General features: G+C 68.8%; 18 protein-coding genes. 5 read left to right on the top strand and 13 right to left on the bottom strand.

Going from position 1 to position 21,566, the window contains the following annotated elements; genetic code table 11:
* Positions 1-209: 209 nt before the first annotated feature.
* Entirely contained in the window at positions 210-836 is a 627-nt protein-coding gene (locus IPG50_18835; GenBank protein MBK6694240.1) for an RNA polymerase sigma factor, read from the top strand.
* 6 nt (positions 837-842) lie between these two features.
* Here IPG50_18835 and IPG50_18830 read toward each other — a convergent pair whose 3' ends face one another.
* From IPG50_18830 to IPG50_18795, 8 genes are all read right to left on the bottom strand, one after another.
* Positions 843-1,394, bottom strand: coding sequence for a cob(I)yrinic acid a,c-diamide adenosyltransferase (locus tag IPG50_18830; GenBank protein ID MBK6694239.1), 552 nt, complete (start codon positions 1,392-1,394; stop codon positions 843-845).
* A 67-nt stretch (positions 1,395-1,461) separates the two neighbouring features.
* Positions 1,462-2,169, bottom strand: a complete 708-nt coding sequence (locus IPG50_18825) for a hypothetical protein (protein MBK6694238.1) — start codon at positions 2,167-2,169, stop codon at positions 1,462-1,464.
* Positions 2,166-3,164: a hypothetical protein gene (locus IPG50_18820; GenBank protein ID MBK6694237.1), complete on the bottom strand. Its 999-nt coding sequence runs from the start codon at positions 3,162-3,164 to the stop codon at positions 2,166-2,168. Before IPG50_18820 ends, IPG50_18825 begins: the two co-directional genes overlap by 4 nt.
* Positions 3,161-3,571 carry a hypothetical protein gene (locus IPG50_18815; GenBank protein MBK6694236.1) on the bottom strand — a complete coding sequence of 137 codons (411 nt, stop codon included), beginning with the start codon at positions 3,569-3,571 and terminating at the stop codon, positions 3,161-3,163. The genes IPG50_18820 and IPG50_18815 overlap by 4 nt, the downstream gene beginning before the upstream one ends.
* Positions 3,572-3,574: 3 nt before the next feature.
* A complete protein-coding gene (locus IPG50_18810; GenBank protein ID MBK6694235.1) occupies positions 3,575-4,225 on the bottom strand; it encodes a hypothetical protein in 651 nt (216 codons plus the stop codon).
* A gap of 2 nt (positions 4,226-4,227) precedes the next feature.
* Positions 4,228-4,440 (bottom strand): hypothetical protein, encoded by a 213-nt coding sequence (locus IPG50_18805; GenBank protein ID MBK6694234.1) that lies wholly within the window; start codon positions 4,438-4,440, stop codon positions 4,228-4,230.
* Between the two features lie 140 nt (positions 4,441-4,580).
* Positions 4,581-5,204, bottom strand: a complete 624-nt coding sequence (locus tag IPG50_18800) for a hypothetical protein (GenBank protein MBK6694233.1) — start codon at positions 5,202-5,204, stop codon at positions 4,581-4,583.
* Positions 5,205-5,385: 181 nt separating this feature from the next.
* Complete coding sequence (locus tag IPG50_18795; GenBank protein ID MBK6694232.1) at positions 5,386-6,930, bottom strand: AMP-binding protein; 1,545 nt, start codon at positions 6,928-6,930, stop codon at positions 5,386-5,388.
* Positions 6,931-7,051: 121 nt separating this feature from the next.
* On the opposite strand from IPG50_18795, the gene IPG50_18790 reads away from it, so the two are divergent.
* Positions 7,052-9,442 (top strand): homogentisate 1,2-dioxygenase, encoded by a 2,391-nt coding sequence (locus IPG50_18790; GenBank protein ID MBK6694231.1) that lies wholly within the window; start codon positions 7,052-7,054, stop codon positions 9,440-9,442.
* Positions 9,443-9,449: 7 nt separating this feature from the next.
* On the opposite strand, the gene IPG50_18785 is transcribed toward IPG50_18790, so the two are convergent.
* From IPG50_18785 to IPG50_18765, 5 genes are all read right to left on the bottom strand, one after another.
* On the bottom strand, positions 9,450-10,571 hold the full coding sequence (locus tag IPG50_18785; GenBank protein MBK6694230.1) for a hypothetical protein: 1,122 nt from the start codon (positions 10,569-10,571) through the stop codon (positions 9,450-9,452).
* Between the two features lie 205 nt (positions 10,572-10,776).
* Positions 10,777-11,784 (bottom strand): hypothetical protein, encoded by a 1,008-nt coding sequence (locus IPG50_18780; protein MBK6694229.1) that lies wholly within the window; start codon positions 11,782-11,784, stop codon positions 10,777-10,779.
* Positions 11,785-11,851: 67 nt separating this feature from the next.
* Positions 11,852-12,211, bottom strand: coding sequence for an integration host factor subunit beta (locus tag IPG50_18775; GenBank protein ID MBK6694228.1), 360 nt, complete (start codon positions 12,209-12,211; stop codon positions 11,852-11,854).
* Between the two features lie 115 nt (positions 12,212-12,326).
* Positions 12,327-14,435 carry a hypothetical protein gene (locus IPG50_18770; GenBank protein ID MBK6694227.1) on the bottom strand — a complete coding sequence of 703 codons (2,109 nt, stop codon included), beginning with the start codon at positions 14,433-14,435 and terminating at the stop codon, positions 12,327-12,329.
* Positions 14,432-16,690 carry a hypothetical protein gene (locus IPG50_18765; GenBank protein ID MBK6694226.1) on the bottom strand — a complete coding sequence of 753 codons (2,259 nt, stop codon included), beginning with the start codon at positions 16,688-16,690 and terminating at the stop codon, positions 14,432-14,434. Before IPG50_18765 ends, IPG50_18770 begins: the two co-directional genes overlap by 4 nt.
* Before the next feature lie 107 nt (positions 16,691-16,797).
* Between IPG50_18765 and IPG50_18760 the strand changes: the two genes are divergently transcribed.
* From IPG50_18760 to IPG50_18750, 3 genes are all read left to right on the top strand, one after another.
* On the top strand, positions 16,798-19,437 hold the full coding sequence (locus tag IPG50_18760) for a TonB-dependent receptor (protein ID MBK6694225.1): 2,640 nt from the start codon (positions 16,798-16,800) through the stop codon (positions 19,435-19,437).
* Positions 19,367-20,293 carry a hypothetical protein gene (locus IPG50_18755; GenBank protein MBK6694224.1) on the top strand — a complete coding sequence of 309 codons (927 nt, stop codon included), beginning with the start codon at positions 19,367-19,369 and terminating at the stop codon, positions 20,291-20,293. The genes IPG50_18760 and IPG50_18755 overlap by 71 nt, the downstream gene beginning before the upstream one ends.
* Positions 20,294-20,398: 105 nt before the next feature.
* Positions 20,399-21,496 carry a hypothetical protein gene (locus tag IPG50_18750; GenBank protein ID MBK6694223.1) on the top strand — a complete coding sequence of 366 codons (1,098 nt, stop codon included), beginning with the start codon at positions 20,399-20,401 and terminating at the stop codon, positions 21,494-21,496.
* The last annotated feature ends 70 nt before the right edge of the window (positions 21,497-21,566 follow it).

The following is a 21,566-nucleotide window of genomic DNA, read 5'->3' as shown; positions in this document are numbered from 1 at the left end:
GTGACGGCTGGGCCCCCGCCGCGGCCCGCCCCGCGCCCGCCCGGCCCGCGGCCCCGCCGCGTCCGCGCGCTGTTCTCGTGGCTCGCCGCCCACGCGCTTCGGCGCGGTAGACACGCACCGGGGGCGGCGACCTGCCTAAGTCCCGGAGAGCATTGCCCGCTCACGGTGGCACCGCGGATGCACCACGGGGTCTCGGAGGCGATGCCCAAATGGATTCTTCTTCGTTTGCCGTGTGTGTGCGTTCGGGATTCGATGCCGACGAGGTCTTCGGCCCCAAGAGTGAGACACGCCCGACTCCCGCGTCGCCCAGCAAGAAGACGAAGGCGAGCGCCGCTGACGCCCTCGCCCGCGAGTTCCAGCGTGAGTTGGTGCGTCTGCTACCGGAGCTTCGCGGTCGCGCCATGCGCCTCGTCGGTGACGCGTCGCGCGCCGATGACCTCGTGCAAGACACCTTCGAACGGGCGCTGCGCTTTCAGGGCCAATACCAGGCCGGCTCAAACCTACGCGCTTGGGCGGGGCAAGTGCTCTTCAGTGTCTTCGTCACCCGCTACCGGCGCATTCGTCGCGAGCGCAACGCCCTGCGCGTGCTCGCGCAAGATCCCTGCGCGTGGACCACGCCGGAGCCGCTCGCCCCGCAAGTGCCGGTGGGACTTTCGTCGCGCACCGAGGCGAAGCTCGCGGCGCTCCCGGAAGCGTTCCGCGACGTGGTTGTGCTCGTCGACCTTGCGGAGCACTCGTATCGCGAGGCCGCCGACGCGCTCGGCGTGCCCGTCGGCACGGTCATGAGTCGCTTGCACCGTGGCCGCAAGCTCTTGGCCGCCGAACTCGTCGCTTGACCCGCGTCAGCGAGGCCGCGGTGCCCAGGGGACGTCGGCGACGCCGCGCAGATGGTTCTCGCGCCTTGCGAGGACGAAGAGCAGATCGCTCAGTCGATTCAGGTAGACGACCACACCCTGGCGGGGCTCAGCGTCGTCCATGTTGAGAACGCATCGCTCTGCGCGACGGCATACGGTTCGCGAGTGATGGAGGAGCGCCGCTTGCGCGGAGCCGCCGGGGAGAACGAAGTTCTTTAGCGGTGCGAGGCCGACCTCGCCGGCGTCGATGGCGCGCTCCAGCCGCTCCGCATCGGTGCCGTCCAAGAGCCGCATGCCGAGCTTGTCTTCCTTGCCGGGAACGCACGCGAGCTCCGCGCCCAAGGTGAAGAGATCGACCTGCACCTCACTGAGCACCGCGTCGATGGTCGGGTCGAGGCCTTCGGCGCGCGCGACGCCGAGCGTGGCGTTGAGCTCGTCGACGGTGCCGTAGGCTTCGACGCGAAGGCTGGCCTTCTTCACGCGCGCGCCGCCGAAGAGTCCCGTCGTGCCGTCGTCGCCTGTCTTCGTGTAGATCTTCATGGCGCGCCGATGATGGCACAGCTCGCCATCGTCGCTCGCCCAATCCGTTGGCTTCGCGCCCGCTCGGTCAGGCCCTGCGGCCGATGGCGAGGAGCGTTTCTGAGCGAGCCTTCTCGTGCTCGCGAGCGAAGGCGAGCGCCCGCTCAATGAGCTCGCCCGCACTCACGGAGTCCTTCTGCCAAGACTCCGAGGCGCGCAAGGCTCGCCGCGCGGTATTGCGCTCTCGCTCCGTCGTCGCGTCGTGGTCGGTTTGCACGGCCTCGGCGAGGCTCCGGACGACGTGCGAGGTGTCGCCGAGGCCTTTGCCGGTGGCTTCGAGCCCCTTGGCGACGAAGGGCAACACCGAGGCCTTGGCCGTCGAGCCGGACGCCTCAGCAGCGCTCGCGCCTGCGCCGGTCGTAGCGGCGCCGTTCCGCATCGCGACGGCGGAGGTCACGGCACTCCCCACCGACGCGAGACCACCGGCGGCGGTGAAGGCGCCAGCGAGGAGCGCGTGTTCCCGGGTCGACGCGGCGCGGGCGCGCATCTCGTCGACGATGCGGTCTTCGGCGACGCGCGCCGAGCGCTCCAGGTTCGCTTCCGACGCGCGCGCCGTCTTTGCCCGCGAGTGCCCTTCTTCAAGGACCAGCGCGGCGAGTTCGATCGCGACATTGCCGAGTGGCAAGGGCATCGGTAGCGCCGCCGCGGGTGTCGTCGGACTGCCCGCTGGTGTTTGCGACGTCCCGGCCGTCGGCGGCGAGACCGGCGTCGCCGTTGCCGAATGGATACTGTTCATGCGCGGCTCCCAACGAGTAAGAGGGTTTCGTTTCGGGTGTTCGATGCCTCGTGGAGTCCCGTGAGGGCGTGTTCCAGCGACGCGTCGGCCTCCTTCACGGCGCGAAGCAAGCCCTCGATGGATCGCTCGAGCCGCGCCCGCTGGTGCGCGGCGAGTTGCCGGTCGGCGACCGCCTCTTGCATCGCGGCCGCGAACTCGCCGTTTCGCGCGTGCGCTCCCCCTTGAATCACTTGCGCGGCCCCGCCAAGCGCGCCGGCGGCGACCCCCGCGATGCGTGCTGCGTTGGCCCACGCCGGTGCCGCGCCACCGGCGGCGAGGAGGCTCGCTCCCCCCGTGGTGGCGGCGCCCGCTACGCCGACGCCTACGCGGATCCAACCGGCAGTCTTCGCGTCGACGCCGCAGGCCTCGAGCATGTGGAGCTCGCCGTCGGCGACGCTCAGCGCGGACAGCCCGACCCCAACCAGCACCACGGCTACCGGCGCCGCCGTTCCAAGCGTCGCCACGGTGGCGGCCGCCGCGGCGACCACGGCTGCCCCCTTGGCGACGATCGCCGCTGCCTTTTCGAGATCGCTCCAGAAGCGCGGGCTGTTCCACGCCTCCTCGAGGTTCTCTGTCGCGTGCTCTAGCGCCTCGCCCAGGCGCAAGTGGACCACGTCGTCGACGAAGTCCCCGATGAGCTTTCCGATGGACTCGAAGAATCCTCGGCCCGACTCATGGCTCTTTTCGTGCTCGCGCTGCGTCGCGGCCGCTTCGCGCGCAAAACACTCGGCGATGCGCTTGCCGGCGCTCTCGACGTTGTCCTTTGCGGCCGTCGATTGGTCGCCGCGCCGCTTGACAACGATGCGGTAGAGCTCGGCCTCGGCGCTGGGGAGCGCGTCCTTGCCGAACTCCGCGGGCGCCGGCATGAGCTCGCGAACGACGCGCCGCCCCAAAGGGCTCGGGCGCTCCAACTCTGCGACGTCGCGCGCGCCCCGCGCCGGCTCGACGACGCTCACGAGCGTGCCTCCTCGCTCACGAGCGCCACAAGGGCCGGCTCGCCGCTCTGCTCCGCATGTTCTGCGGCGCGCGCCAGCGCCTCATCGCCTTCGTCACCGCGACCAAGGGTTCTCAGAAGGCGCGCGCGCGCAACCTCGAGGCGCACTGGGTGCCGCGCCAGCACCCCGCCGGTGCCGTACATCTCGAGCGCCATCAGCGACTGTCCGAGGGCCTCGTGGCACGAACCGAGCCCGAGCCACGCTCGCTCATCGGTCGGCGCGAGGAGCGCCATGGCGCGGAAGACCCCGCTGGCGTGCGCCGGCCTGTCGCCTTCGAGGAGGAAGTGGCCCGTCGCGTAGAGCGCCTCGGTCGCTCGGCGGCGGTCGGCGATGGACTCTTTGGGCTTCGAATCAATGTGAAGTTGCATGGTTCACCTCCCGACGTTCTGAGCAATCTTGTTGGCCGTGTCGCCGACCGACTGAATGAGGTTCGTGGCCACCTGGATGGCCATCTGGCGCTGCGACATGAGCGACTGGAGCGAGATCATTCCCAGCTCCATGCCGTGGCTCAGCTCGCTGGCGAGACCCTTGAGGTGATCGATGCCTGGCTTCAGGTCGTCGACGCTTAGCGCGTTGACGGCTTGACCGTCGGCATCGGGGGCCAGCGTCTTGCTCCAGTAGTCCGGCTCGCTCATCTCGGACCGAAGCGCGAGGCCACCGTCGGTGCCCACTTGGGAGATGAACGCTTGCTGCGCGCCTTCGAGTTTTCGCCCCAGCGGTGTGTCGGGCCCCACCGTCGCGATGGCCGCCTGGTATGCACGGATGATGTCGTGGGCCGCCTTTCCGCCCTTCTGAACGCCGCCCGTGAGGCTTGCAAGACTGCTGATGAGGCGCTCGAGCTCGGCGGCGTCGTCGACGGATTTTTTCTGACCGGCGAAGAGGCCCGCGACGCGCGCGTCGAGATCGGCGAGCCGACCCTGACAATAGGTCATGAGCGCGTCCATCGTGAGCGTCCCCACGACCATGGGCGGCGGCGCCGCTTGGGCGACGAAATAGGAGGAGTGCGTACGGATGTTGTCCACGGTCACCCTCGCAGAGCGCTCGCCGAGCGCGGCAGGAGGGATGGCGTGAACGCCGTGAGGGTCGTCACGTCGGTGAGCTCGCCGATGGCCTCGAGGGTCTTCGGATCGAGCTCGATGGCGACGACCTCGAAGTCGTTTGCGGCGGTCGCGACGCGCTGCCACTCGCGCGTGAGCGCCTCGTATTGGGCCTCGAGGGCGCAAAGATGGTTTCTCATGGATGCCTCCTTGGTGAGGCTTTCCGGGCCTCAAAGAAGACATCGGCCTTGCCGATGGAGAAGTTGCGCGGGCGTGACGAAAAAAAGGGCCGCTACCTCTCAAGGCCTCGCGCCTCTTGGCGCGGGCCGGCGACGGGCCTTCAGCGCGGCGAGCTGTCGGCGCATCGTTCGGCGAGCCACGCGTCGACGTCGAGGAAGAGTCGCTCCGTCACGATTCGAGGCAGGTCACCGTGTGCGCCCCTGACCGGACAGGTGCGAATCTGCGCCGCGAGGGGGCCCTCCATGAGGGCCACGTATTCGCGCCACCCGGCGCTCGCCGGCGAGTAGACGAACACGAAGCGTCGCGCCGCGTCGCCCTCGAGCCATCGCGTCACCACGTTGGGACCCGTCACGCCGTCGAAGCGAGCGCCGTCAGAATACGACGGGTCCAACATGATCGCGGTGCTCTCCGTCGCCGCCCCCGCTGCGAGGCGCCGCAAGAGGGGAAGCCGTCCGGCGCTGTAGCCTCCCACGACGCTGGCTCCCGATGCGTCGATGAAGGCCGTGTCGTTCCAAAAGCTGGAGAGTCGCGGCAAGCACAGTCCGGGCGCCGCAAGCTCGCGCCCGAAGCCGTTCATGCCGTGGAAGAAGAGCGCCTGATCGCTGGGCTCGCACGAGGTCCCCGTGAGCGCGTCGCCCGATGTCCCGACGTCGCCGGCCGAACCGCTTGAGCCGCAGCCCACAGAAGCCACAACGAGAACGGCGAGGACCGACCGGGTTGCCATGGTTTCCCGTCACGCACGAGGCATGCCGGCGGCGGCCGCCTCCGCGAAAGTGCGAAGCCTTGACGGAAGGCCGGGCGGCGGCCCGCATTCTCCGCTTCCGACGGACTTTGCCGCGGCGCCTCGCGAGGGGAGGGGGGAGGCTCGTCCATCCGTGTCTCGCGACGGCGTCGCGCCCGCGACGTCACCCGCCCCCCTCCGAACGCCGGAGCGCCTCGACTCGCGCTCGCAGCACGTGCTTGGCGACGCGCGCCGTCGGCGTTCGCGGAAGCTCATCGACAACGTGCATCGCGCTAGGGACTTTGAAGTCGGCAAGCCGCTCTCGCGCCCATTGACGCAACTCGTCAGCGCTCGCGCCGGCCCCGCTGCGAAGGAGTACGAACGCCACGATCTCGTCTTCGCCGAGTGCCGACGGCACGCCCACCGCCGCGGCTTCGCTCACAGCCGGGTGACTCGCCAGAACGGCCTCAATCTCGGCCGCCGCGACGTTCTCTCCGCGCCTCCGAAGCACGTCCTTCTTGCGAGCGACGAAGGTGTAGCTTCCCGCCGCGTCGCGTCGCACGAGATCGCCGGTCCCAAACCATGGCCCCGTGAACGCGGCCTCCGTCTCGCCCGCCCGACCCATGTAGCCACGCATCATCGCGGGGTTTCTTAGCAAGAGCTCCCCCGCCTCGTCGTCGGCCGCATCGGTGCCGTCGTCGCGCACCACGCGCGCATGGTTGACGACGCCGAGGCGCGGGTGTTGGCGCAAGACGCCCATGGTCCCGTAAGGGCGCGCGTCGCGCGGCCAAACGGTTCCGAAGGTCGTCTCGGAGAGGCCGTAGCCTACGGTCATCGAGAGGCCGAAGCGCGCCTCGAAGGCGCGATGCTCCGCTTCTGGGAGGGCGAGCGCCGCGTAACAGAGGCGCACGCCGTGAGCGCGATCGTGTGAACCAGCGGGGGTGTTCGCGAGGATCCGAATCATGGCGCCGACGGCGTTGAACTCGGTGGCGCCGAGCCGCGCGGCGTCGGCCCAAAATGTCGAGGCGGAAAACTTGGGAAGCAGCGCCAAACTTGCGCCGGCCCCCAACGCACCCATCACCGAATAGGCCTGCGCGTTGATATGAAAGAGCGGGAGCGCCGCCAAGAGCCGGTCCTCTTCTCCCAGGCCAACCCAAGCGGGGAAGCTCTCGGCCGTGAGCGTATACGTGCGATGCGTTTGCTGGACTGCCTTGGGCTCGCCGGTCGTGCCAGAGGTAGCGAGGAGCACGGCCACGTCGTCGGGGTGAACGGCGGCCCTCGGCGAGCCGCTGCCTGCCGCCGCGAGCGCCTGAGGGGTCGTTACCTGTGGCGGAGGCCCTCCGTTCAAGTCGTTGACGGCGAGGGTCGCGAGGTCCAGCGCTGCCTCGCGTGCTTCGGTGACGACGACGCGCGGTCGTGTTGTGTGTAAGATGCCTGCAACTTCGCGGCGCTTGAGGCTTGGCTGGAGCGGCATCGCGGCGGCGCCGAGGCGGTTGGCCGCGAACCACGTGAAGAGCGCCTCCGGCTGGTTTCCGAGGATGAGCGCTACTCGGTCGCCACGTCCGACGCCGCGCTCGAGAAGGCCTGTGGCGTATCGATCGACGATTGCTAGGACCTCGTTCAACGACAGCGCGGCGCCGTTGGCGAAGAGCCACGGTCGCGGGCCGCACGAGGCCGCCCGCCATTCGAGCAGATCGGGAATCGTCTCGGGGAAGGGCGGGGCGCTCATGGATGCATGGAGGCTAGATGGCGACTGCGCTTCGTGCGACCGTCCCTCCGGTCCCGTTCACCGAGCCTAGGTGCGATGCCCAGGCATTCACAAGGCGGAAGAAATGTTAGAGGTCGGCGCGATGAAGCGAGAGTTCGTCATGCAGCGTGGCGCCACGCGCGTCGTCTTCGGCGACGGCGCCAGGGCGCGCATCCTCGGCCCGATCGCCGAGCTCGGCGCAGCCCGCGTCTTGGTGGTGGCAACGCCGGGGCGCGCCTCGGAAGCGGCCGCGCTGGCAGCGCAGCTCGGTGAGATTGCCGTTGGGGTCTTGGCCATCGCCAAGGAGCACGTGCCGCGCAACGTGGTCCTGCAAGCGCGGAGCGAGGCCGAGCGCGTTCACGCCGACGCGGTGCTCGCGTTTGGTGGTGGCTCGGCCATCGGTCTCGCGAAGGCCGTAGCAGCCGAGCTACCCGTGAAGGTCATCGCCGTTCCGACGACCTACTCGGGGTCGGAGATGACGCCCGTCTTCGGGATCACGGACGGTGGCGAGAAGGTCACGCGCCGAGACGAGCGGGTGCGGCCCGCGCTGGTCATCTACGACGCGACGCTCCTCTCTGCGCTTCCGCGAAGTGTTACCGTCGCGAGCCTGTGGAACGCGATGGCGCACGCCGTCGAAGCGCTCTGGGTGTTGGGGCGAGACCGTGCCACCGAACTCTCCGCCGAGGAGGCACTCCGCCTGCTCGCCAGCGGCGTAGCCGCTCTTGCGGCAAACCTCGACGACGACGGCGCGCGTCGCGCGGCGCTCGAGGGCGCGTACCTCGCGGGCGGCGTCTTCGGTGACGTGGGCGGTGGACTGCATCACAAGCTCTGCCACGTCCTTGGTGGAGGCTTCGCGCTCCCGCACGCGGCGACCCACGCCGCGCTCTTGCCGCACGTCGTTGGCTTTCACCGCGAGGCTGCACCCGACGCGATGCGGGCCATCGCCACCGCGCTCGGCGTCGTCGACCCAGTGCTCGGCCTCGAGCGCCTCGCACAAGCCACCGGCGCGCCGCGTTCGCTTGCGAGTCTCGGCATGCCGAAGGACGGCATCGCACGCGTGGTCCAGGCCATCTTGGCGTCGCCCCCGTCTTCGCCGCGCTCCCTCGACGCGCCATCGCTTGAGGCGCTCCTCGGAGCGGCGTGGGCGGAACCGCCGCGTGGGGAGTCACGGCCGCTGCGGGCGCCCGACAAGCTTGACGGCCCTGCGGGGCTCGGTGCGCCGCATCAGTCGGAGGCGTTGGCGGACGCGTTGCCGCGTACGCAGAACGCCCCGCGTCGCGGCCCCTTTGGCCTCTATCCGGAGCTCCTGAACGGAACGCCGTTCACCGTGCGCAGCGCAGAGAACTCACGCGTGTGGATGTACCGCATTCGGCCGTCGTTCTCTCACGGCGAGCTCTTGCCGCTGCCTTCGCCGCGTTTTGGCGCGCCGCTCTTGGACGCGTCGCCGAACCGCGAGCGATGGTGCCCGCTCCCGATACCGGTCCCTCCGCAGGAGGTCGACTTCGTCGATGGGCTGGTCACGCTGGGCGGCGCCGGCGACCCGACGTCGGGCCCCGGGTACCGCGTTCACCTCTACGCCTCGAACGCAGACATGTCCGACTGCGCGTTCTCCAACGCCGACGGCGATCTGCTCATCGTTCCACAGGAGGGCACGCTCGAGTGTCGCACCGAGTTGGGCTGGCTGCGTGTCGCGCCGGGATCGGTGCTCATCGTGCCGCGCGCCCTCAAGTTCGCCATCGGACTGCCCGACGGCGTGGGTCGAGGTTGGGTCCTTGAGGTCTTTGGGCGTCGCTTGCGTCTTCCGGAGCGGGGTCCCATCGGCTCCAACGGTCTCGCCGATGCGCGTCACTTCATCGCGCCGGCGGCATCTTACGAGGACCGGACACCGCCGGCGGGCTTCCGTCTCGTCACGCAGTTGGGCGGACGCCTCTTCACCGCGACGCAGGCGCACTCGCCCTTCGACGTTGTCGCGTGGCATGGAAATCACGCGCCGCACGCCTACGATTTGTCGCTCTTCAACGCCATGGGATCGGTCAGCTTCGATCACCCCGACCCGTCCATCCTCACGGTGCTAACCGCGCCGCTCGACGATCACGGACGCGCCATCGCTGATGTCGTCGTATTTCCGGGTCGATGGGAGGTCATCGAGCACAGCTTTAGGCCACCGTTTATGCATCGAAACGCAGCGAGCGAGATCAACATGGTCGTGCGCACGCCGTCGCCCTCCGCCGGGTATGACCCGGGCTGCACCTTTCTCTCGCCGTTGCTGACGGCGCACGGCGTCTCAACGGCAACCTACGACCACGTGCTGGCGATGCCCGACGACGCGGTCGAGCCCCCGCGGCGCATCCCCGACGAGTCCTTATGGCTCATGTTCGAGTCGGCGATGCCCTTCCGTACGACGGCGTGGGCGCGCGAGGCGCCTGAGCGCGACGCGACCTTCCGCGCGCTCTCGGAGGGGATGCGGTCCCGTTTCGATCCGACGCGTCGATAGGCCGGCGCTACGCGGCGTGTTCGCCCGCGAAGAGCTGCCGGTCGAGCGCCATTGCCATGGCGCGGGCGTGCGCCGGCGAGGGGAGGCCGAGCGCCCGGAACATGGACTCGCTCTCTTCTGTGCGCGTGCCCGTGTGCCGGCACGACGCGAGTAGGTCGCTTTGCGCGACTGCCATAGCCGACTTGACCTCCGCGCGCTCTGCCTCGGATAGCTGGGGAAGGATCCACGCGTGCACGTCCCACGCGAGCTGTGCGTGCGCCGTCTCGTCGACGTAGATGCGCTTCATCGCCACACGCAGCTCGACCATGGTGGCCGTCGACGCTTGGTGCCCTGCGACGAGGGCGCCGAAGGTCTCGCGAACGCATCCCTCCACGGCGTTCTCGATGGCCACGGCCTTGAGCGTCCGCGCCGGCCTGTCATGCACCGGTCGCGGCGTGAGCGTCGCCCCCGCCTTGCGCGCGAATCGCTCGAGCATGCGCGTGTGGCGGACCTCATCGGCTTCGGCGACCCTCGCGGCGGTGACCAGCGACGCTGGCGCCCCATTGAGCTCCAGTTCGAGCGCCAGGATGCGGAACGCGTCAACGCTCACGCGCTCCAACTCGGCGGCATACGCAAGCCACTCGGCCACGGTTCGCGGCGTCGGGGTGGCGTCGTCGTAGCCGGCGGGGCGTCGTCCTTCCACGCAGGTGAAGCAGTCGAACGACGGACCGGGCAGGTCGTCGGCGAGGTACTCTTGGCAACCCCAGTACTTCGTGCCTGTCGTCACGGGGCACGCGAGCGCGCACTCCGCCGGCGTCAAGCCGTCACTCGGGTCAACGCCCTTCGGTGTCCCGCACGCGTGGTAGACGACGTCGCCGCAGTTGACGTTCGCGCGAATGATCGCCGGGGGTGTCGTGCACGTGGGCGTCGGCTTGGGAGGCGGGCTCGCGTCCGGCGTGGACGGTGCGGCAGCGTCCACTCGGGTCGGGCCGATCGGGTTGCCCGCGGTGGTCGCGGGAGGCGCAGGGTTCGCTGCGCCCGCGTCGTCGCCTCCGCGCCCAGGAGGCAGTGGATCATCGGCTGTCTGGCCCCCGCACGCGAGGAGGGCCGTTGACGAGAGGACGTTGGCGAGAAGCGTGGCCAGGCGCATGGAGCGCCGAGAGCACCTTTCGTGCCCGCGCCCGCAAGCCTGAGCGGTGGTCTTCGCAGCGAAACCTCGCGCGGCAGCAGAGCGCGGCCGTGCCACCGTGTGCCGCTGGAATGACAGGCGGGACGCAGGGTCGAAAGAAGCCGCAGTGTCGCGAACGCTTTCACAGTGTCGGAGTAGTGCTAGGTCCTTGGCCACGCCGGCCGTCCTACCTCCGAAAAATCTCCTCGGCCGACGCCTCGGTCGCCTCTCGTGCGCCGCGAAAGACGTCTCGCGCGCGGAGGACGATGCGCGCCCGGATTCCGCCGTCGACGGCTTGCACCGAGAGAGGCTCGAGCGGTTGCTCCGTCCCCATGAGCCGCCCCACGTTGCTGGCCAAGAGCCGATCGAGGGTCGCACCGACGCGCGCTTCGGCGCCGGCCTCCTTGGGAAACTCCCCGAGCACCCAGAGCACGATCTCGAGCCTGGCCTCGCGCGCTCTAGCGTCGCCGTTCGCGCTGCTCTCTTCGATGCGTGCGCCCACCGCCAGCGCCGTCGCCGTTCGGAGGACGCCGCCGCCGGCAGCGGCCCACTCGCCGGAGAACGGTCCGGGCACGAAGAATCGAGCGGGGAAGGCGCCGAGGCGGGCCGCTGCGCTTCCTAGCGGCTCACTTGCGAGCGCGGGGCGGGCCTTCTTCAAGCGGCCCAACGCGAAAAGCTCCGCCGCGCGTTGCGGTCCCGCGCGCCCTCGCTCCACGCTCGCGCCGCGCGTGCCAAGGAGCAAGAGGCGCTCCGGTTCGCTGCCTCGCTGCGCCACGACATGGACAATGCCCTCGCCGTTCGCGTGGCGTTCCGTCACGCGAGTCCGCGCCGCGAACGTCGCTTCGATGCGCGGCGCGTTGAGGAAGCCCCTCACCAGCACGAGGCCCGTTCCTGGGAACGACGCGACGGCGAGCTCGTCGAAGCCCGTGAGCGCCGCGCCGTGGCGCGCCTCGAAGTCTGCCAAGCGCGCCGCGGGGAACAGTTGACTGAGGGCATCGAAGGCCGCCGGCGACGCCGCCAAGGTCTTGGGCTCCACGAGCACGAGCCACTCGAGCCCCGCCGCCGCGACGAGGTTGCCCAGCGGCGCGAGGCGAACGGCGGGTTCGACCGGCGTCGCTTTTGCGGCGGTCGGGGCGCCGCCGCATCCGATGATTGGGAACGCGAGCGATATCGCCAACGCGGTCCGCTGGAGCACGCCCGTTCGAAAGGCCGCGCTCACGTCGGTGCCGCGGCCCCCGTGGTCATGTCACTCGAGGCAGAGGTCAATCGCCGTCGTCTTCGGGATCGAAGTCGTCGTCCTTGTCGTCGTCGTCGTCGTCGTCACCGCGGATCGCGCCGTGAGCGCGGCTGGCATTCACCAGCTCGCGGAGCTCCTTGCCGACCTTGAAGTAAGGCAGGCGCTTCGCCGGCACGACCACTTGCTCGCCGGTCCGAGGATTTCTGCCGTTGTAAGACTTGTAGGGACGCACCGTGAAGCTCCCGAAGCCCCGAATCTCGATGCCCTCGCCGCGGTGGAGCGCTTCCGTCATCGCGTCGAACACGCAATTGACGACGAGCTCGGCCCGCGCCTTGGTCAACTCGCTTCGGATGGCCAAGGCGTCGATGAGTTCGCTCTTCGTCATAGCCTCCCCTGTGCCCCTTCCTGTCGGCAGCCGCACGAGGCAAGCCACCGGAATCTTTAGGAGAGCGCGAGCGACTCCCCAGGTCAAGCACGGTTTTGGAGTGACTCGCCGCCTGCTAGGGCGCTTTCCGCAAGGTCACACGGTCGAGGCCTGCGGGCGCGCCTCTCACTTCGAGCTTGAGCCGTCCCGGCGCCACCAGGTCCACCGACCGGGCGCCTAGCTCGTAGACGATGGCCTTCGGCAGAGCGGCCTTCGGATCGCTCCATTCGAGGGCGCCTACCTCCGTGCCTTTCGAGAAAACGCGGAGCTTCGCCACGGCGCCTTGGCCTTGCAGGACCGCGGCGCCATCGATGGTGTAGCGCCCGTCTTGAGGGATCAGAAGCTCGAGCTCGGCCTCCGCCGGCGCGCTGGGATCGTCGGGCGTGAGCCGCAGGTAGCGGTCGCCGGACGCGATGCCGCTGGCCCACGCCGGCTCCGCGTAGCCGCCACGTTGGTGGAGCGGAGGCCACTCGGCCTCGCTCTCGTAGCGAAAGACACCGACCCCGCTCGAAGGCGGCGTGAAGAGCTCGAGCGACGACTTCTCGGGGCCGAAGACGTAGCGATGCGTGCTCGGGCGACCGAGCGAATCGTAGAGGTACCGATCGCGGTCGTCACCGCGCAGGCGCACAGACATCATCCCGTGGCTGGCCGAGACGCCCGGTGCGTGCGCCAAGTTGAACCCGTGATCGGTGTCGAAGAAAATGAGCCCGTGGTCCTTGTGCGCCTCGCGCACCAGATCGGGCTCGAACATGGGGCGGCCTCCGTCGCGCTTCATGAGTTGCACGTGATCGTGCGACGCGCGCAGCGAGAACGCGAGAACGCTCGCCGCGAGCGTCACGGCGATGGCGCGCCCTGAGTCGAGGAACGTCTTGGTGAGGGCCACGGCGAAGAGCGCGTGTTCGACGGGGATCACGTCAGCGTAGAAGCGCGCGCCGCCCCCCGGGTAGGAGCCGTCGAAGTAGAAGGGCGCGTAGGCGAGGATCTGTCCCAAGACGACGAGCGCCGCCGTTCGGGCCGCGGCGACGCGGCGCACGAGCGGCCACGACAGCGCCATCAGCGTGGCCGTGAAGAGCTCGAAGTTGGTCACGTCCAAGAGGTGAATCTTGAGGCGCCTGAGCGTCGTGAGCAGCGCCGCGAGCGGACCGAAGCCGCCGGTGAGGCGCGTTCTAACGAAGTCGCCGTGCTCGAAGAGGCAACCGATGCCGGCGCCAAAGCCGTAGCGGAAGCAGTCGCGCGGACCGTCGGAGGCGGCGTAGTAGGCTTTCTGCGTGGAGCCGAGCCACGAGCCGGTGACCGCCGCCTGCGAGGCGAGGAGGAGCCACACGCCGGGCGCCATGAAGACGGCCACCCGCAGCGCCGCGCGAAGCCGAGAGCGCTTCGTTCCTTCCGGCGGCCGGCCTGCGAGGTGCAGGGCGGTCGCCACGAGGAGCGGAAGCGCTGACACGGGGCGCGTGGCCACGAGGCCGCCGAGCGCGAGTCCCAGCAGCGACAGCGCGGGCCGGTTGCCCGTTCGGCGAACGAGGAGCAGCGCCGCCAGGCCAAGCGTGACGGCCAGCGCCGCGGCGCCGTGCGACATTGTATCGGCCGTGTGGTAGCGAAGTGCCGCGGTGACGACGGAGAAGAGTGCGGCGCCGCGCGCAGCGCGTTCGACGTCGCGCTCCTCGGCCTCACCGAAGGCCGCGATGCCGAGCTCGCGGGCGAGAAAATACGTCGACGCCGCCAGGCCCGCCGCCAAAAACGGACCGATGACCATCGGCGCGCCGATGATGAAGCCGAAGGCCAGGAGCAGCGGATAGCCCGGCGGGAAGATGCCGCCGAGCTGCGACGGCTCGGAGAAGAGCAGGAAGCGCCCTCGGAAGGCCGCCGTCGGCGTCGGCACGTCGAAGGTGAAGCCGCCCTGGGCGAGCGTTCGTCCCTCGAGGAAGTAGCTCGTCGCGTCGATGATGCGTGGGCCACCGCCCAAGTAGTGCGCCACGTACGCGAGCGAGAGGAACGCCGCCGCGAAGGCGACGCTCATCAAGAAACGCGCGCGCGTTGGTCCTCCGCGGCGCGGCGCTTCGAGCCAGTGCCACCCGTGGCCAAAACGAGCCGCGAGGACCAAGGCCAAGAGCCCGAAGGCGAAGGTCCCCCAGGCGCCGACGTCGGCGGGCATGATGAACGCGAGAAGCGCCTTGAGCCGAGTCACTGCGTCACCCAAACGTGGTGGTCCACGAAGTCGTTGGGGCCATCATTGACGAGCTCGACGCGAAGCGGCTCTTCCGTCACTTGGACCGTCACCACCGATTCGGTCCAGCCTTCGGTCTCGGGAAGCTCGAAGGACGCGACATCGCGCCCCGCGACGCGAACGCGCACGCGCGTGGCTGGCTCCGGCGAGGAGCGAATCACGAGGTGCGCAGCCGCGCCGGCGCGGAGCCCGCGAAGGCGAAAGCTCTCGGCGCGGCCGGCTCCGATGCGGCGGCCGCCGTCGAAGATGGATGCGCGAGGATCGGAAGGGTCGGGGAGAATCTTCATGTCCGTGAAACCGCCGGCCGGCTGCGGAAACCGATACCCGTGTGCGCGCTCGCTGACCAGATCGGCGATGTCGACGGCGTCGCGAACCACCTCTCCGGCGGGGATTGTTCGGGGGCGTTCGCCGGAGCCGAGGAGGCTCCAATCGGTGCGGTAGATCACGTCTTCGTAACCGCCGCAGATCACGTTTCCTTCGACGGGGAACCGCGCCAAGACGTCCTTGGCGAACCAGGTTGGCAAGACGCCCCACCAGGTGGGGTAGATCGCCATGATGTCCGGCCGCTCCGCCGCCGGCATGCGCTCGATGAGCTCGAGGCTCGCCGCAAGGCCGTGGACGCCGGCGCGCGCGAAGGGCAGTTGGTGGAAGCCGCCTAGGCCGATGATGTCGAGGCCGCGGGCGCCCGACGCGTACACGAGCGCGCCGGCGTCTCCCACCAGGATTCGCTTCGGCTTGATCTCCGCGAGCCAGCGCCCCGCCACCAGGTGTTGATCACGAATGTTGCGTGAGGCCCTTGCAAAGAACCACTTCTGATCGCGCAGGCGGTCGCTCTGATGCGTTTGGAACAAGAAGAGCGCGGCGGCGACGGCGATGGCGCGCACGGCCCAAACCTGAAGGAGTAACGCCACGGTGAGGCCCGCGAAGAGGGCCAGGCCCCACGGGAAGCGAAGCTCGGCCGCCGTGCCGGCCGGCCGCGTCCCGACCCCGATGATCTGGATCGCACCGGCGCACACGAGGGCCAAGAGGGCGAACGACGGTGCCCGCCGTTGCTTAACGAGGCCGTAGGCCCCGAGCGCCGCGGCCAGGATCAGCCACGCGACGGCTGGCATCGTGTATCGCTCGTTTTGCCAACGGACCTGCCCATTCAACGCAACGACGGCGATCCAAAGGAGGATCTGCGCCCAAAGGAGGAGCGCATACCGCCGCGTTTCTTTGACCGCCAACGAAGCGGCCGCGAGGGCGGGCAAAATGAAGCCAAAGCCCGGTGAGTCGGCGAAGTGGTAGTCGACGTTTCGGAAGACGGCGTAACGAACGTTGAAGAGGTAGTCGTCGAGCTTCTCGCTCGGCGTCATGTACGGGTGGTTGATGGCGAGCTTCACGATGGCGCCATTGGCCGAGAGCTCGCCGGTGAAGGCGGCGTTGGCCCACGTTTGGAGCGCCAACGCGAGGGCCGCCGGCGCGCCCGCGAGCGCGAGCACCATGAGCGCTTGCCGCATTCCGGCGCGCCTTCGGACGCCCTCGGCGGCCATGACGCCGAGCGCTGCCAGCGTCGTCGCGCCTTCCGGGCGCGTCGTCACCAACAGCACGCCGGCCGCGCCCAAGAGGAGAGAGCGCGCGCGAAGGCTCGCCTGTCCTGGTCGATCGGGCTGCATCGATTCGATACCCAACGCGGCCATGAGCGCGAGGGCCCAGGCGCCGAGAAAGACGGCCACCTCCATGCCGCTCCAGAGCGACCAAGAGAGCGCTCCCAAGGACACGAGCGCCGGCGGCACGAGGAAGCTCGCCACCGACGGCTCGGCGCCCGCGCCCTTTGGGAAGAGATGACGGGCCACGAGCATCGTGCCAAAGACGCTGACGGCGGCGACGATGCCGGCCCAGACCATGAGCTTTTCGCCGGTGTAGCCGCCGAGGTAGCCGGCGGCGAGGACGAAGGGGTAGCTCAGGCTCGTGTTGCCCGACGAATAGCCGTTGCCTGCGGTCCATCGAAAGGGCTCGCCGCGCGCGGTTTCGCGCGCATAGTCGAAGTGAATGAAGACGTCGTCGAGGGGCGCAGACCACTCGCCGCCCGTTTGATCGAGCATGGCCCGGTAAAACGAGACCGCCGACGCGAGGGTCCACGCCGCCGCCCACAGCACATAGAGCGTTGAGGCGACGTACGCGGACGGCGCGCGCCAGCCGCGCCGAGCGTCAAAGGCGGACCGCGGCGTCGTCACGGACTCCTCACGCGCCCGCGTATAACGCACCCGCCGGAAAGTCTGAAGCCACGAATTGTCCAAGACTCCTTGAGCTTTGGCGGCGGTGCCACTAAGCGTAGTCGCGCATGAGACCCGTGGCGCGCGTTCGCGCTCGCAGTGCACGCTGCATCGTTGCGGCGCTCCTCGTGGTAGCGGGGCCCGCCCTGTTTCCGCGCCACACGGCCGCGCAAACGCCCGCGCCCGCGGCTCCAACGCCGCCGGCTCCCCCGCCACCGGCCGCGCCCGACGAAAAGCCGCGTGACGGATCGAGCATCCCGCGTGGTGCCGCCGGAGCTGCCATCATCGCGCCCAAAGAAGAGGCGCCCACGGCACCGCAGGCCGTCACCGTCGAACCACCAAAGCTCGTCAAAGACGAAGGCGCCGTCTACCCGCAACAAGCCGTAACCGACGGCGTGCGGGAGAAGATCACGGTCGTTCTCGTTCTAGAGATCGATGTCACCGGCGCCGTTCGCAAGGCGACCGTCGAGACCCCCCAGGGGCACGGCTTCGACGAAGCGGCGCTCGAAGCGGCGCGCAAGCTCGTCTTCGAGCCGGCCAAGCGCGCCGACCGCGCCGTCGCGGCGAAGATTCGCCACCGCTACGCGTTTACGCCCCCGGAGGCGCGCTTTCGCGGGCGCGTGCGCGCTCGCGACACCGATCGCGCTGTCGGGGCCGGCAAGATCACGCTCACGGGGCCCGACGGCCAGGCGCGCACCACAGACCTCGCCGCCGGCAGCTTCACGTTCGAGGGACTCGTCGCCGGCACCTATCGGTTCAAGATCGAAGCCGAAGGTTTCGTCGCAGCGGAGGGGACGCAGGAGCTCGGGCCCGGCGAGGAAGTCTCGAACGTCCTTCGTCTCGAGCGCTCCGCCGCCGCGGGTGCAGCGGCCCCGAAGGAGCCCGAAGGCGACGAGGACGGAGTCGAAGAGGTGCGCGTTCGCGGCGTGCGTCCGCCCCGCGAGGTCACCAAGCGCACCATCGAGCAGCGCGAGATGAACCGCATCCCCGGCACCGGCGGCGATGCGCTCCGCTCGCTCCAATACCTCCCCGGCGTTGCCAGGCCGCCGGGCCTCGCGGGCCTGCTCATCATTCGCGGCTCGTCCCCCAACGACACGAACACCTTCGTCGACGGTACGCTCGTACCGCTCATCTACCACTTCGGCGGTTTGAGCTCGGCCATCCCCACCGAGCTGCTCGAGAAGATCGATTTCTATCCCGGCAACTTCTCGGCCCAATACGGCCGCGTGATGGGCGGCGTCGTCGACGTCGGCATGCGCGATCCCAAGAAGGACAAGCTTCACGGGCTCGCGCAGGTCGATCTCATTGACGCGCGCGTGCTTGCCGAAGGCCCCATCGGCAACACCGGTTGGAACTTCGCCGTCGGTGGTCGTCGCTCCTATTTTGATCTCTGGCTCAAGCCCGTGCTCGAGGCTGCCGGCTCCGGCGTTTCAACGGCCCCCGTCTATTACGACTACCAAGCGCTCCTTTCGCGGGATCTCGGCAAAGACTCGTCGGTGCGCTTCGCGCTCTTCGGCTCCGACGACCGGCTCAAGATTCTCGTGAAGAGTCCCGTCGCGTCGGACCCGGCCATCGGCGGAGGCGTGTCGGCGCACACCGGCTTTTACCGCCTGCAAGGTCGCTACAAGACGAAGCTCGGCAAAAATACCGACTTCAAGCTGATGAGCGCCATCGGGAGCGACTTTATTGAGTTCGCCCTCGGCGACAACTACTTCACGCTCGAGTCGTTTCCGCTGTCGACGCGCGTCGAGGTCTCTCAAAAGGTGAGCCCCGGCGTCACCGCCAACGTCGGCATGGACATGCTGTACGCGCCCTACGACGTGCGCGTTCGATTCCCACCGTTTCCCCAGCCTGGTGAGCCCCCGTCGGGGCCCATCCTCTCGCGGCCGCCGCTCGTCTCGGAAGACAAAGACGCGATCTACCGCCCTGCGCTCTACACGGAGCTCGAGCTGGTCCCGCAAGTGGGCACGCGCCTCGTGCCCGGCGTCCGCGTCGACTACGCCAAAGACACCCGCTCGTGGGACCTTTCGCCGCGCATCAACTTCCGCCAAGACGTCGTTCGCAATCCCCGGACGACGCTCAAGGGCGGCGTCGGCGTGTTCATGCAGCCGCCGCAGCCGCAAGAGACGAACCCCGTCTTTGGCAACCCGAGCGTCAAGTCCAACCGCGCCCTCCACTACGGACTCGGAGCCGAACACGAGCTCACGCGCAACATCGAGCTGGGCCTCGAGGGCTTCTACAAGCAGCTCGATCGGCTCGTGGTGCAGGGCAAGGGCAACCAGGGCCGCGGGCGCATCTACGGTCTGGAGGTGCTGCTTCGCTACAAGCCCGACGCGCGCTTCTTCGGGTGGCTCGCCTACACGCTGTCGCGGAGTGAGCGGCAAAACTCGCCGGCCGATCCGGTGGTCCTCGCGCCGTTCGATCAGACGAGAGCCAGAACTACAACTTCACGCGGAGCACCTTCGCGACGGGCATCCCGCTCCTTCCGAGCATCGGCCTTCGAGGAGAGTTCTAGTCATGCGTCCGACTCCCTTCGTGCCCGTTGTCGCGACCGTCACGCGCGGTCGCCTCGCGCTCGCTGCGCTCCTCGCCGCCTCGAGCGCGTCGTGCCTCTCCGTCGACTTCGACCCGCCGTCGGTGGTCAACGGCGTTCGGATCCTCGCGTCGCGCGCCAACAAGCCCTTCGCGAAGCCCGGCGACACGGTTGAGATCGAGGTCCTCGCCCACGACGGCCGCGCCGACAGGACCCGGCCGATGCAGATCTATTGGATCCCCACGGCGTGTTTCAACCCGCCGCGAGATCTCTACTACCTCTGCTTCGCGCAGTTCGCGGGGCGGCAGACCGCAGCACAAGGCGCGGGCGCCGAGCCGGCCCTGCCGCTCCAGCCGGGGCTCGACCTCACGGCGTTCTTGCCCAAGGGGCCGAAGTTCAGCATCACGTTGCCCAAAGACGTCGTCTTGTCGCATCCACCGTCGCCGGGTGCGCTTTCGCCCTACGGGCTCGGGATCGTCTTCAACATCGCCTGCGCCGGTCGCGTGAAGCTCGAGGAACTCAGCGACAACCCGCAGAGCGTGCCGCTCGGTTGTTACGACGACGCCGGCAAGAAGCTCGGCGCCGACGATTTCGTCATCGGCTTCTCGCGCGTCTACGCCTACGACGACAAGACCAACGCGAACCCCGTCATCGACGGCCTCACCTTCGACGGCAAGCCGCTCGGACCGGAGGGCATCGTCGTCGACCGCTGCACCAAAGAGAAGTTCAAGGAGTGCGAGACGAAGAAGCTCGGCGCGCTCGTCCCTGACGCGAGTTGGGAGCCGAACGACCTCTCGAAGGGGAGCGACGGGCAAGCCGTCCGCGAGCAGCTCTGGGCCACGTTTCACAGCACCATCGGCCGATTCGACAACGAGCTGCGGCTCCTCTTCGATCCGCAGGCGGGCCGCGTGGGTGAGTCGGAGAACGAGCTTCGCATCCCGAAGGAGCCCGGCGCGGGCCTCGTATGGGTCATCGTGCGGGACAACCGAGGCGGGGCCGCGTGGCGGGAAATCCCCATTACGGTCAAGTAGCCGGTGAAATTTGGTCCTGGCTCGAGGCGGGACGCAAATAGGTGCTCCGCCGCCGCCGCATCCGCTGGTGCGGCCCGTGCGCCGATGTCATCCTTGAGCCTCGGTATGCGTCCTCCTCGCTGGCTCTTGGCGCTCGCGGTCTTTCCCATGCTCGTCGTGGCTTGCGCCAAGGCTGAGCCGCAGTCGCACCTGGCGGCGCAAGATCTCGAGCAGCCGGAGGACGCGGAGTTCGACTCCGGCAAGATCATCAGCATCGATGAGCTCACCGACAGCACCGTGACCGGCGAGCTCTTGCGTGCACTCATCACGTATCGCGCCACAGAGAAGACCAACCGCAAGAACCCCTACGGGCGCGACAGTTTCCTGGCGACGTACTTCTCGAACGGTCTCTCGGCCATCGACGCGCTCCTGAACGCGTCGGAGCAATACCGCGTCAATCCGCTCGTCTTGCTCGTGCGCGCCGAGATGGAGCAGGGCCTCGTTGGCCTCGACTTCTATCCCATCGATTCGCCTCAGCGCGTCGAGTACGTCTTTCGGTGCGGCTGCTCGGGCCCCGACACATGTGATCCGGCCTTCGCCGGCTTCGATCGCCAGGTCGAGTGTTTGGCGCGCCAGTACCGCATCATCCTGACGGACATGGAGACCAACGGCGGCGTGACGGCCGGCGGCTGGTCCAAGGGGCGAGAGGGCCGCACCGTCGACGGAAAGAACGTGACGCCGTTCGATGAAGGTACCGCCGCGGCGTACCAATTCGATCCGCGCGTCGGCACGCTCAAAGAGGGTGGCAACCGGCTCTTTTGGAACATCTGGAAGCTCTACGCGCGTTCGTCGGCGTACCAGGGGCCGTCGGGGCAGGGGCAATCGGGCGCGTGGATCGGCGATCCGTGCACGCGCACCGAAGCGTGCAAGGCGATTCCCGGTGGCGTGTGCATCAACAACTACCCCGGCGGCATGTGCTCGGCGCGCTGCACGAGCGTGGGCGATTGCCCAGCGCGCGAGGGCCGCGAGTCGGCCTGCATCGACACGGGGCAGGGCGCCTATTGCTTCACGAAGTGCAACTCCAACGTGTCGAACTCGTGCCGCGGTGGATCGGCGGAGTGGGCGTGTTGCGCGGCGCCGCCCTATCCGCCGGTGCCTCAGCAGGATGTGAGGATCGCGGTTTGCGTGCCGGTCGAGTCTGGTAGGCAAGCGTGTGCGCCGTGAGGCTTGACGTTTTTAGGATCGTCGTCGACCCTCCGCCGATGCTCTCCTCTCCTCTCCTCTCCTCTCCTCT

It is taken from the genome of Myxococcales bacterium (assembly GCA_016703425.1).
Taxonomy (GTDB): Bacteria; Myxococcota_A; Polyangia; order Polyangiales; family Polyangiaceae; genus JADJCA01.
This window is presented reverse-complemented; position numbering and strand designations above follow the sequence as displayed.